At 71.0% G+C, this 11,022-nt stretch carries 12 protein-coding genes; 4 read left to right on the top strand and 8 right to left on the bottom strand.

Going from position 1 to position 11,022, the window contains the following annotated elements:
• Nucleotides 1-225, bottom strand: a 225-nt coding sequence (locus FB157_RS15525) for an ATP-binding protein (protein ID WP_398946738.1), incomplete at its 3' end; no start/stop codon positions are given.
• 203 nt (nt 226-428) lie between these two features.
• Between FB157_RS15525 and FB157_RS15520 the strand changes: the two genes are divergently transcribed.
• Nucleotides 429-1,280, top strand: a complete 852-nt coding sequence (locus tag FB157_RS15520) for a helix-turn-helix transcriptional regulator (RefSeq protein WP_145879971.1) — start codon at nt 429-431, stop codon at nt 1,278-1,280.
• 2 nt (nt 1,281-1,282) lie between these two features.
• Nucleotides 1,283-1,480, top strand: coding sequence for a DUF397 domain-containing protein (locus FB157_RS15515; RefSeq protein WP_145879969.1), 198 nt, complete (start codon nt 1,283-1,285; stop codon nt 1,478-1,480).
• 13 nt (nt 1,481-1,493) lie between these two features.
• Here FB157_RS15515 and FB157_RS15510 read toward each other — a convergent pair whose 3' ends face one another.
• The gene (locus tag FB157_RS15510) at nt 1,494-1,934 is read right to left on the bottom strand and encodes a hypothetical protein (protein WP_145879967.1); all 441 of its coding nucleotides are present in this window, start codon (nt 1,932-1,934) and stop codon (nt 1,494-1,496) included.
• A 245-nt stretch (nt 1,935-2,179) separates the two neighbouring features.
• Between FB157_RS15510 and FB157_RS15505 the strand changes: the two genes are divergently transcribed.
• Both FB157_RS15505 and FB157_RS15500 read left to right on the top strand, forming a co-directional pair.
• Nucleotides 2,180-3,451 carry a DUF1266 domain-containing protein gene (locus tag FB157_RS15505; RefSeq protein WP_145879966.1) on the top strand — a complete coding sequence of 424 codons (1,272 nt, stop codon included), beginning with the start codon at nt 2,180-2,182 and terminating at the stop codon, nt 3,449-3,451.
• Between the two features lie 214 nt (nt 3,452-3,665).
• On the top strand, nt 3,666-5,009 hold the full coding sequence (locus FB157_RS15500; protein WP_145879964.1) for a M14 family metallopeptidase: 1,344 nt from the start codon (nt 3,666-3,668) through the stop codon (nt 5,007-5,009).
• A 3-nt stretch (nt 5,010-5,012) separates the two neighbouring features.
• On the opposite strand, the gene FB157_RS15495 is transcribed toward FB157_RS15500, so the two are convergent.
• The 6 genes from FB157_RS15495 to FB157_RS15470 all read right to left on the bottom strand — a co-directional run bounded on the left by FB157_RS15495 (nt 5,013) and on the right by FB157_RS15470 (nt 11,013).
• Nucleotides 5,013-5,510 (bottom strand): hypothetical protein, encoded by a 498-nt coding sequence (locus FB157_RS15495; protein ID WP_145879962.1) that lies wholly within the window; start codon nt 5,508-5,510, stop codon nt 5,013-5,015.
• Nucleotides 5,511-5,578: 68 nt separating this feature from the next.
• Complete coding sequence (locus FB157_RS15490) at nt 5,579-7,144, bottom strand: AAA family ATPase (RefSeq protein ID WP_145879960.1); 1,566 nt, start codon at nt 7,142-7,144, stop codon at nt 5,579-5,581.
• Between the two features lie 70 nt (nt 7,145-7,214).
• Entirely contained in the window at nt 7,215-7,766 is a 552-nt protein-coding gene (locus tag FB157_RS15485; protein WP_145879957.1) for a hypothetical protein, read from the bottom strand.
• Nucleotides 7,763-8,272, bottom strand: coding sequence for a hypothetical protein (locus tag FB157_RS47300; RefSeq protein WP_186581518.1), 510 nt, complete (start codon nt 8,270-8,272; stop codon nt 7,763-7,765). The genes FB157_RS15485 and FB157_RS47300 overlap by 4 nt, the downstream gene beginning before the upstream one ends.
• A complete protein-coding gene (locus tag FB157_RS15475) occupies nt 8,269-10,476 on the bottom strand; it encodes a hypothetical protein (RefSeq protein ID WP_261386326.1) in 2,208 nt (735 codons plus the stop codon). Before FB157_RS15475 ends, FB157_RS47300 begins: the two co-directional genes overlap by 4 nt.
• A 54-nt stretch (nt 10,477-10,530) precedes the next feature.
• On the bottom strand, nt 10,531-11,013 hold the full coding sequence (locus tag FB157_RS15470; protein WP_145879955.1) for a hypothetical protein: 483 nt from the start codon (nt 11,011-11,013) through the stop codon (nt 10,531-10,533).
• Nucleotides 11,014-11,022: the final 9 nt, after the last annotated feature.

The raw sequence follows: 11,022 nt of genomic DNA, 5'->3' as shown, positions 1-11,022 counted from the left end.
CCCGATCCACACCACCCCCTCCGGCGAGCGACGCACCCTCAACGCCGCCGGCCCCTTCGTATGCCGCACCGCGTTCGAGACCAGCTCCGTCGCCAGCAGCTCCGCCGTGTCCACCAGGCCAGTCAACCCGTGCAGGGTCAGGATCAGACGCAGAGTGCGGCGGCAGACAGTCACCGCTCTGAGGTCGTTCGGGATGTAGAGCGTGTAGTCCCAGCTTTCGGGCATGCGTCAACTCCGTTCAGAGGAAAGGGAATGCGCGCGCGGTGGCATTGCCGCACCCGGCATGGCAGGACGGCACGGTGCACTTCCGCTGCGTGTGCGTCGCGTCACCGAAGGTAGACCTTAGAAATAAGGGCAAGCAAGGCGATCCCGTAATCTGACACCCGAACGAGGTGCACGGACAGGCGCGTTGAACCAGGGAGCGGCCGATGGGGACCAAGCGCGAACCCACAGCGCGTCAGATGCGGCTGGCCGTGGAACTGCGCAGGCTCCGCGAGGCCGCGGGCCTCAGCTCTCGCGAGGCAGCGGCTCTGCTCGGCGTCAACTCCGTCCAGATCAGCCAGATCGAGGCCGGCACCTCAGGAGTGAGCGAGCAACGTCTGCGCCAGATGGCGGCGAACTACGCCTGCACGGATTCAGGGTTCATCGACGGCTTGGCGGTGATCGCCACCGACCGGACGCAGGGCTGGTGGGAGGAGTACCGGGGCCGGCTGCCTACGCCGTTCATGGACCTGCCCGAGCTGGAGCATCACGCCCGCTGCCGTTGGGACGTGGAGTTCCTGCACGTCCCGGGCCTTCTCCAGACCGCGGATTACGCTCGCTGCCTCTTCTCGTACGTGAACCCGGAGTTCCCGCAGGGCGATGTCGAGCAGTGGGTTGACCACCGGATGAAGCGCAGGGTCATCATCGAGCGCCCGGACCCGGTGCCGTACGAGGCGGTGATCCACGAGGCTGCGCTGCGCATCAGGGTCGGTGACCGATCCACAGCACGGGCTCAGCTCACCCGGATCCTGGAAATCTCCGAGGCCGACCACGTCACCGTGCGCGCAGTCCCCTTCGACCTGGACGACTTCGGCGGGGCCGGGAGTGCGATGGTGTACGCGAGCGGCCCCGTCCCCAAGCTGGACACCGTGGTCCGCGACGGCCCCGGCGGGCCGGTCTTCATCGATGCCGAAGCCCAGCTCAGCCGATATCGAACGCTCTTCCGTAGGGTGGAGGCAGCGTCACTCGACCCCGATCGTTCGCGTGACTTCATCCACCGGCTGTCGAAGGAGCTGTGAGCATGCCGACCCCCGACACCTGGCAGAAGTCCTCCTTCTCCGGTGGCGGCCAGGGCGATGCGTGCGTCGAAGTCGCAGACCTGGACGCCCACATAGCCATCCGTGACTCAAAGGCCCCGGCCAGAGCGACCCTCACCTTCCCGCCCGGAGCCTTCGCCCCCTTCATAGAGGCCCTGAAGCGGGCGGACCACCCGCTTTAGGCCGTCGGGGTCGCTACTTCTTGCCCAGCCCCTGGGTCACGAGCGGGTCCCCGAACGCGTTGTACACCGTCACCGAGCCGGCCTTGGCGGACTTCCCCGCCCCAGCCGCACCCGCATAGTCGCGGTAGGCGTCCGCGACCTGCTGTGCCCGGGTCATCGCCTCGTCCACGGCGCCGATGTCCGTCGAGATGAGGACGTGGCGGCCGCCGGTGCCTCGGGCCTGGATGCGTTCGACTTCGGCCGTGGCCTTCGACAGGCCGTGGGTCTTGCCGTAGTCGCGGAGAGCCTTGGCGTTCGCCTTCATCTCGGTGCGGTCGCCCGTCGCGGGGAACTTCTCCGGGATCGCCGACTCCTTGGCCGTCGACCCCTTGGCCGCCGGCTCAGCGGTGCAGGCCGTGGCGAACAGACAGGCGGCCAGCAGGGCCGAGCAGGCCACAATTCTCCGGGTGATCACGTCGCGACTCCTTGAGACTGTTTCGGACTCCCGTTGGGAGCGGCGGGGCTCATAGCCAAACCCCGCCTCCCCAAGACGGGCAAACAAAGAGTCAGGTCGCGGTAAAACGGCATGACCTGGGCCACTCGTCGGCGAACACCTCGCACCCGACACGCCGCCCCACCACGGTCGCCGCCCCCGCATCCCATAGCATGACCATGCAAGTCAAGTCGCCTCAGACGGCCATAAGTTGAAAAGGGCACGACATGTCGTTCGGTCCGCCAGCCGCAGGGTTCGGACCTGCGACACCGCCAGCCTGGACTCCGCCGGCCTGGACTCCGCCGACGGCCCTCGAACAGGCGCTGTTCGAGGCCAAGGCGCGTGAGGACTGGGCGGCCTACTTCGACACCCTCGCAGGGCATCACCTCTACTACGAGATACGGCGTGAGAAGTCGGATGCCGACCCGAGCAAGGTCCATCCCCTCTTCGGGCACGACCCCCGGGTTGCCGGTGGTCGCATCTGGGCGGTGTACACCGAGGGCATGCTGCCCGCCCCCGAACCGCACCGGGTGTTCGACCGGAAGTCGCTCGGGTGGTTCGCGCGGGGGTGGGAGCCCACGGATCCTCCGTGGCTCGTGGTCAACCCCGGCAGCCCCTGCGAGGCCTTCCTCCCGTCCGCGCCGCCGCACTCCGGGGCCTGGGCCCAGCATGCCGAACGGCGGGGCGTGCCCTCGTGCGGTCCGGGGCTGCGCGCTCTCCGGGTCGGCGGGCCGCTGCAGGGCGCCGTGGCCCATGGGCTGGCCTGTGGTGCTCTGCTCTTCGTGCGCTGCGGGCACCCCTGGAACGCGATGGCGCATCACGGCCACGGCTACCCCGAGGAGCGCAAGCTGCTCAAGGAGTGGTGGGGCGTCACGAGTCGCGAGGAGTGGCAGGTCCAGCAGCGCGCCCTGCTCGACCCCGACGGCGCCAACCCGGTCTGGGAGTTCGCCCTGAACCTGCGTCGCACCATCGCCCGTGACTTCGGCGGCCATGTCGACACCGCCTACTGGCGCGACGCGGTCGCCCGGGTGCTGCGCGGTCCCGTAGATGGCGAGATCGTCATCACCCCGGACGGGGTCACCAGCACCCCCGCCGGTCCGGAGCCGGAGACCGAGGCACGCATCAAGGGTGTCCAGGCCCTCGTCGGTCGTATCACCCGCTACGAGGCGCGCTTCCGGGCCGACGGCATCCTCGACGAGAACCGGTTCGTCAGTTCCGTGGACGCCTGGAACTTCGGGCGCGCATCGGGCATGGCCCGGTGGGGGCTGGGGGCCCGGTACTGCTCTCTGCAGGAGGCCGAGTCCGCCGTCGTCGAGGCCGGGCGGGTCGCCGCGCGGTCGTACAAGTCCTGGCGGGACTTCGCCGCCGGGTACATCCTCGGACGCTGTCTGCACTTCGACGACGAGGAGTTCGGCAGCTGGTACACGGACATGGTCGACGTGCACCGGATTCTGATGTCCGAACCCGACAGTCCCTGGCTCACCGTTCCCTTCCGGTGATGCCGGCGAATCTCACCAGCTCCGGCGAAGGCAGGGCGAAATCCGGCCGGAGCCGCCTCGGAAGCCTCTTGACCTGATCATGCCAACACTTCACCATGAGCGCCAACCCCCGCACAGCGGCCTCACAGCAATAGGCACGTCGCACTGAAGCACCCCCCAGCTCCACTCCCCACTTCCGGCGACCCCGGAATCCCTGGAGACCCAAGGAGAGTTCATGCGACTTCGTATCCGTGGCTCCGGCGTGCACGGCGGCAGGCGTACCGCCGCACTCGGCGCCCTGCTGGCCCTCGCTCTCGCCGCCCCCGTATCGGCCACCGCCACGCACGCCAGCGCCGACGGCGTCCGGAGGGCCGCGCCGTCCGGTGACGACATCCGGCAGTACGAGATCCATCAGAGCACCAACCCCGTGACCCGTACGGCCATTCAGCAGACCGGCGTCACCGTCGACGAGGCCGACGAGGAGACCGTCGTCGTGTCCGGGCGGGCCGAGCAGATCGGCAAGCTGCGAAAGCTCGGGTACGACGTCACTCCGTTGGGGGCGGTACCCCAGCGGTCCGGGCTGCGGCTCTACGACTTTCCCAGCGCCGACTCGAAGTACCACAACTACGCCGAGATGAACGCCGAGATCGACCAGCGGCTGGCCGCCTACCCGAACATCATGAGCAAGCGGGTGATCGGGAAGTCGTACCAGGGGCGGGACATCGTCGCCATCAAGGTGAGCGACAACGTGGGGACGGATGAGGACGAGCCGGAGGTGCTGTTCACCTTCCACCAGCACGCGCGTGAGCATCTGACCGTGGAGATGGCCCTGTACCTGCTGCGCGAGTTCGGCGCCGGGTACGGGAGCGACTCGCGGATCACGAACCTGATCAACAGCCGGGAGATCTGGATCGTCCCCGATCTGAACCCGGACGGCGGCGAGTACGACATCGCCACCGGGTCGTACCGGTCGTGGCGGAAGAACCGGCAGCCCAACTCGGGTTCGTCGTACGTCGGGACCGACCTCAACCGGAACTGGGACTACAAGTGGGGCTGCTGCGGCGGGTCGTCGGGCTCGAAGTCGTCCGAGACCTACCGCGGTTCGGCCGCCGAGTCAGCACCCGAGGTGAAGGTCGTCTCCGACTTCGTGCGCAGCCGGGTCGTCGGCGGCAAGCAGCAGATCAAGGCCGGCATCGACTTCCACACCTACAGCGAGCTGGTGCTGTGGCCGTTCGGCTACACCTACTCGGACACGGCGACCGGGATGACCGCCGACGACGCCGCCGCGTTCAAGGCCGTGGGGCAGAAGATGGCCGCGAGCAACGGGTACACGCCGGAGCAGTCGAGCGATCTGTACATCACCGACGGGTCGATCGACGACTACCTGTGGGGCGTCCACAAGATCTTCGACTTCACCTTCGAGATGTATCCGACGTCCAGTTCTGAGGGTGGGTTCTACCCGCCCGACGAGGTCATCGAGCGGGAGACGTCCCGGAACAAGGACGCGGTGCTGCAGCTGCTGGAGAACGCGGACTGCATGTACCGGGCGATCGGGAAGGCCGCCCAGTACTGCAGCTAGGCCCTAGGCCTCTTCGAAGTAGGCGTCGAGGACCGCGTCCAGCTGGTCCTCCCACTCCTTGAAGCGTGCCCTGGCCGTCGCCTCGATCTCTATCGGGTACCAGCGGCGGTCAGGGGTGTGCACCGTGATGGTGAAACGCTTGCCGAAGCGGGGGGACTCCGTCTCGACCGCTGCGATCTCGTTCCAGCGGAACTCGCAGTTCTCCTCGTCCAGGCTGAGCCGGACACCACGGTGGTCGGCGGCGAACTTGGCGCGGCGGTCGGAGGCCTCGAAGACGGGCCCGTCCGCGGGCGCCTGCTCCTCTTCCTCCGGCTTTGCCGGTGCCCCGGCCGCCGGGGCCTCTGGCTCCTGCTCCGGCTCCTCGGCAGGCTCCGGTGCCGCCGCCTGCGGCTCCTGCTCCTGCTCCGACTTCGCCGCCGGTGCGGTGAGCCCGGGAATGAAGGCCGGGTCGAATCCGGCGCCCTCGACGGGCTTGCTGCTCGATCCTATGCGCTGCTCCACGGCGGCAGTATGGACGACATTGCTGTGCCGGAACCAGTCGGACCACCCGACACACGGATTGACCCTGGTCACTCGTCCATGAAGACGATCCTCCGGGTGCGGCCCCCGTCGCCCGGCACCGGCGTCACCGCCGCACGGCCCGCCGGTACCGCGCGCTCGCGGCCCCAGGCCCGGATCTCCTCGATCTGCTCGGGGTTGCTGACACTGAGCGGACGCACCTGGGCGAAGGTGTCCATGACGTACGAGTCCTTCAGCCGGGCGAAGCCGCCGCGGCGTACCGCCTCCTCGCCCACGTCGTGCAGGGCGGCCTCTATGTCGGAGCCGGCGAATCCCTCGGAGAGGTCGACCAGGCGGTCGAGCTGCTCGGGGTCGGGGTCGGCCTGGAGGTAGCGGTGGTGGTAGATGCGGATGATCTCCTTGCGGTCCTGGGCGTCGGGCAGGTCCACGAAGAAGAGTTCGTCGAAGCGGCCCTTGCGCAGCAGCTCCGGGGGCAGGCTGCGGATGTCGTTGGCGGTGGCCACGACGAACGCGCGGGACTGCGACTCCTGGAGCCAGTACAGGAACTGGCCGATGATGCGCTGCGGGACGCCGGACATGTCGTCACGTCCGGCCAGGCCCTTCTCGATCTCGTCGATCCAGAGCACACAGGGGGCCACCCTGTCGGCCATCGCCAGGGCCTCGCGGAAGCGGCCCTCGGACTCGCCGAGGTACTTGCCGTGGATGCTGGCCATGTCCAGGCGGTAGAGCGGGAGCTGCCAGTCGTGGGCGATGGCCTTGGCCGACAGCGACTTGCCGCAGCCGGGTACGCCGACCAGCAGGACGCCCCGCGGCGGGCGCAGGGCGGTGTGGCGCAGGTCGCGGGAGATCATGTCGTGCTTGCGTTCCAGCCAGGTGCGCAGGCCGGTCAGGCCGCCGATGGCGTAGTCGCTCTGCTTGAGGCCGACCCGCTCCAGGCCGGTGAGGTCGCTGAAGATGCGGTCCTTGGCCTGGGCGAGGCCGAGGACGTCCTCGCGGCGGATGGCGCCCTTGGCGGCGATGGTCGCCATGAGGTTGACGCACTCGGCCTCGGTGACGCCGTTCAGGAACTCGGCCGCGCGGCGGGCGTCCTCCTCGGTCCAGTCGATGGGGATGTGGCCGTGGTGGTCGCCGAGGAAGCCGCTGAGGATGCCGTACATCTCCTCGGAGTCGGGCAGGTCCAGGCGCAGGCTCATGCCGAGGCGCTGCAGGCCGCTCCAGATGGGGGTGTCCGTGATGAGGACGATGCTGCCCATGTTGCTGTCGGCGAGGCGGGCCAGTTCCGCGAAGTGGCGGGTGACCGGGGTGTCCGACTCGAGTTCGTCGGGGTCGACGAAGACGACGGTGGCGTTGGCGCGGCTGCCGAACTGGGCGGCCGCGAAGTCCATCGCGCCGGCCAGCGAACGGTCGTCCTGCACAGGCGCGTTGGTGCGCAGGTCGCGCAGGCCGGTGGCCCGGGTGTAGATCCAGAACGGCATGCTGCTGCGCCGGGACTGGGTGGCCGCCTCCCGCAAGAGGCGCAGGGCGCGCTGCTGTTCGATGGTGCGCATCGCGATGACCGGGACGCGGGCGGAGATGTAGCTGTCGAGATGGCTGAGGCTCTCGGCGTAGTTCGACATTCGGGCCTTCTCGGAGGTGTTCGGGGACGGCGGGACGTGCGCGGCAGGCCGTGGCCCGCCGCTGTCCGCCTCAGCCGGGGACGATGCGGCGTCTGGGCGGGGCCGCTGGGTCGTACGCCCAGGCGTCCTGGGCCGGCCGCACCGTGAGGGTGGCGGTCAGCGCGTTGTCCCGCAGGGTGCGGCGGCGGCGCTCGACCAGGCGGGGGTCGGTGCCGCGCCGGATCTCGGCGTCCAGGTTCCGCTCCAGCTGGGCCTGCACCTCGGTGATCTGGTTGTCGACCAGCTCGGTCAGCCGGGTGCGCAGGGACTCCGGGAGGCCCGGGTGGGCCGCCAGCCCGCGGACGGCGTGCAGGCCGGTGCGGGCCTGGGCGAGTTCGCGGCCCCAGCTGAAGTCGTCCCGGCTCGCGTTCAGGGCGCGGACGAGGTGTTCCGCCCAGGTGACCAGGCGCGTGTTCAGGGCGCTGGTGAGGTGCTCGGTCAGCCGGGCCCAGGTGTCGCTGTCGTACTGCTCCTCGGCGAGCGCGGGCAGCACGGCCGGGTCGACGGGCTCCAGGGCCGCCCAGCGCCGCAGGAAGCCGACCCAGGCCTGGTACGGGCCGCCGTCGCCCCACAGGCCGCTCATACGGTGCTGCCCGGCCGGCGCACGACGGTCTCCCCCGGCGGCAACGGCTCCCAGTCCGGCAGCCCCTCCACGACCCGCCGGAGCCTGCTGGTGACCCGCTCCTGCTGCGGACGGCGTTGCGCGGCCCAGGGGGAGGACTGGGCACGGGCGGAGTCGGCGGACGCGGCCCACGGGGAGGCGGCGGGCTGCTGGGCGGGGCTCGTGCCGGTGGGCTGCCCGGTCTGGGGGGCGGGGCCGCCTGCGGCGGACTGCGGAGTGGCAGCCGCGCCGCCCCAGGGCGCCGCAGCCGGGGTGGCCCCCTGCGCGGGCACCGCGGCCCCGGGCTGACCGGTGGCGGCCCAGGGGCGCTCGGCTGCGGTCGTCGACAGAGGTGTCGTGGAATTCCCCGGCGGCACGGTCCCCGCCTCGTGCGGCGCGGGGCGCGCGGCGTTCGCCCACGGCGACTCGTCCTGCGCGCCGCGCGGCGCCGGGCCGGGCTGGTGGGCGGGCGGCGGTGGCGTACTCATCGGGCGCTGTCCTCCTGGGACTCGGACGGGATCTCCTGGCCGGTCTTGTCCTCCGGCTCGGCCTCCTTGCGGAACGACGGCTCGGACGTGGAGGAACTCTCCGCGCGGGCCGACGAGCCCGGCGCCGCGTCCTCCCGGACCGACGCCCCGAACGCGGCTCCCGGGCGGGCCGGGGGAATGGCCTCCCCCTGAGCCGACTCCGCAGGCACCGGCTCCTCCCCCGGCCGGGACCCGGAAGCCGTTCCCCGGCCGGCCCCGGACCCGGACGAGGCCTCCCCGCGAGCCGCCGGCCCGGACGAGGCCTCCGCACCGCCCGACGACTGCGCCGAGGCCCCAGCACGGCCCGCCGACTCCGACGAGGTCTCCGCGCGGGCCGGCGACTCGGATGCCGCCGCCCAGCGCGCCGGAGGCACCGTCTCGCCCTGAGCCGGCTCCACGGGCGCGGACTCCTTGCGTACCGTGCGTCCCTCGAAGGGCGAAGCTCCTCCGCCCGCCGTCGGCAGCGTGGCGATCAGTTCGCGGACCTCGGCCTCGGTCCGGTCGGCCGCGGTGAACTTCTCGTACCAGTCGGTGAGTTCGGCGGAGGCGGCACGGAGCTGGTGGAGGGACTCCGTCTTGGCGCGGTCCAGGAGTTCGCGGGCCGCGGCCTGGGCGCGGGCCGCGGTCTGGGCCTGGTTGCGCAGGACGAGGCCCCAGACGAGGGCGACGACGGCCGCCGCGCCGATCGCGAAGGCGGGCCAGCTGCCGGCGAGGAAGAGGAGGATGGCCGCGACGACGCCCACCGGCGGGGCCGCCTTCTTCAGCCAGGGGAAGGCGAGCGCCTCGACGAACGGGCCCGTGTAGCGGTCCCAGTGGTCGCCGAGGGACTTCTCCAGGGCGGCCAGGGGCTGGGTGAACGAGCCGACCCAGGTGGGCAGTTGGAAGAGCTGCGAGCCCACGGAGTGCGAGGTGGCGAACTGGGCCTGGACGTCCTGCGGCACGGCGGCCCGGTAGTCGCGGGTGTGGGCGCCGTGCGCGTGCCGGAACCACTCGTGGCAGGCCGCGACGGAGAGCCGCTGGGTGGCCGGCGAGGTGCCGATGGCCTGCGGGTTGAGCGCGGCCGTGGTCTGCACGGTGAGGTAGTCGAGGGTCTCCTCGTACGAGGCCGCGTCCGCGTCGGCGGTCCTGCGGGCCGTGGTGAGGTCGCCGTCGTGGTCGACCACCGCCTGGTTGAAGGCGAGGTCACGGCGCAGCGGCAGCTCCTCGTTGTCGTACTCGGAGACCAGCCGGTCGAGGATGTCGTCGACCGCGTCCTCGATGCGCTCGGACGGCTGGAACTCGCGGTCCATGATGGCCCGGTACTTGTCCAGCACGGGCTGCTGGCCGCGCGCGGAGGAGAGCACGCCGTCGAGGGTGACCCACTGCGGGGAGAGGGCGGCCAGGCGCGGGAACTCGGCCGCCTGGGACGGACCGCGCAGGGACTCCAGCTCGTCGCGCCAGCGCCGGACCTGCCTGGCCTGCGCGTCGGCGCTGTCCATCAGCTGGGAGCGCCACTCGGCGAGGGTGCGGTCCAGCAGCTCACGGCCGACCGGTCCGAACGCGCCCTGGGCGATGGCCTCCAGGATGACCGCGAACTCGCGGCCGAGCGCGGCCGGGTCCTGGGCGAGGAGATAGTGCCGCAGCCAGCGCACCGCCCCCTCGGAGCGGCCCTGGCGGCGCAGGACGAGCGCGAAGAAGAGGGAGGTGCGGTCGGGCGAGCGGCGGAAGGCCTCGTCGACCGCGCGCTCGCACAGGGTGCGGTCGTCGGCGGACCAGGAGGCGAGGGCGACCAGGGCGGGGGCGAGCCAGTAGCGGGGGGTCTGGAGCATCAGCTGGTCGCCGACCATCCGGACGTTGTCCTCGGACACCAGGCCGATGTCGAAGGCCTGGAGCATGCCGACCGCGGTACGGCGGACCGTCTTGTGGTGGCCGAACTCGTGGTCGATCTTGTCCTCGATGACCCCGATGCGGGTCTCGGCGCGCTGCACGTTCGCGGTGGCCTGCGCCTGCCGCACGAAGGCGAGGAACTCGTCGCGCAGCTGCTGGAGCTCGGTTCGGGTCTGCTGCTGGTTGGCCTCGACGGTGGAGACCTGGCCGGAGACGGAGCCGACCTGTTCGCTGAGCCTGATGACGAGGTTGCTGACCTCCTGCACCTGGCGGCGCAGTGTGTAGTCGACCTCGGACATGCGGAACTCCGTTCGAGTGCTGCGGGGTGAGCGGGCAGGGGGAGGGACCAGGAGTCAGGGGCGGACGACGGTGCCGTCGTCCAGGACGGGCAGGATCAGGCCGTCGTCGTAGACCTCGACGTGGGCGTAGCCGCCGGAGCGGGCGAGCATGCGGGCCGCGGCGAACGGCTCAGGCATCGGCTCGGCCGGGGCGAAGTGCCGCACGATGACGTGGAAGAGGTTCAGCTGGTGGTCGACGTACGGCGGGCCCAGGTGGCAGCGTGCGACGAAGCCGAGCGGCACCGAGCCGTACGCCGTCGTGTACTGCTCGCGGACCCACTCGGCCAGCGACCGGCAGGCCTGCTCGTCCAGCCCCGCGTCGAGCCGGCCCACGGCGTCGAGCAGTTTGCGGGAGCGCGGTGTGTACAGCTCGCGGCGTACGACGCCGGGCACCGGGTTCGCGGGCGCGGAGCCCGGCTGAGCACCCGGGCCGGGCTGGATTCCCGGCCCCTGCTGTGCCGGCCGCACGACACGGCGCGGCCGTTCGGTGTACCCCATGTGTCCCCC

This window comes from Streptomyces sp. BK340 (assembly GCF_007827595.1).
Lineage (GTDB): Bacteria > Actinomycetota > Actinomycetes > Streptomycetales > Streptomycetaceae > Streptomyces.
The sequence above is the reverse complement of the archived record's forward strand: the minus strand, read 5'-3'. Positions and strand labels throughout refer to the sequence as shown.

Bases quoted from the DNA above. Each gene is read 5' to 3' on its own strand.
- FB157_RS15520 (WP_145879971.1), top strand. From the start codon at position 429: ATGGGGACCAAGCGCGAACCCACAGCGCGTCAGATGCGGCTGGCCGTG.
- FB157_RS15515 (WP_145879969.1), top strand. From the start codon at position 1,283: ATGCCGACCCCCGACACCTGGCAGAAGTCCTCCTTCTCCGGTGGCGGC.
- FB157_RS15505 (WP_145879966.1), top strand. From the start codon at position 2,180: ATGTCGTTCGGTCCGCCAGCCGCAGGGTTCGGACCTGCGACACCGCCA.
- FB157_RS15500 (WP_145879964.1), top strand. From the start codon at position 3,666: ATGCGACTTCGTATCCGTGGCTCCGGCGTGCACGGCGGCAGGCGTACC.
- FB157_RS15490 (WP_145879960.1), bottom strand. From the start codon at position 7,144: ATGTCGAACTACGCCGAGAGCCTCAGCCATCTCGACAGCTACATCTCC.
- FB157_RS15485 (WP_145879957.1), bottom strand. From the start codon at position 7,766: ATGAGCGGCCTGTGGGGCGACGGCGGCCCGTACCAGGCCTGGGTCGGC.
- FB157_RS47300 (WP_186581518.1), bottom strand. From the start codon at position 8,272: ATGAGTACGCCACCGCCGCCCGCCCACCAGCCCGGCCCGGCGCCGCGC.
- FB157_RS15475 (WP_261386326.1), bottom strand. From the start codon at position 10,476: ATGTCCGAGGTCGACTACACACTGCGCCGCCAGGTGCAGGAGGTCAGC.
- FB157_RS15470 (WP_145879955.1), bottom strand. From the start codon at position 11,013: ATGGGGTACACCGAACGGCCGCGCCGTGTCGTGCGGCCGGCACAGCAG.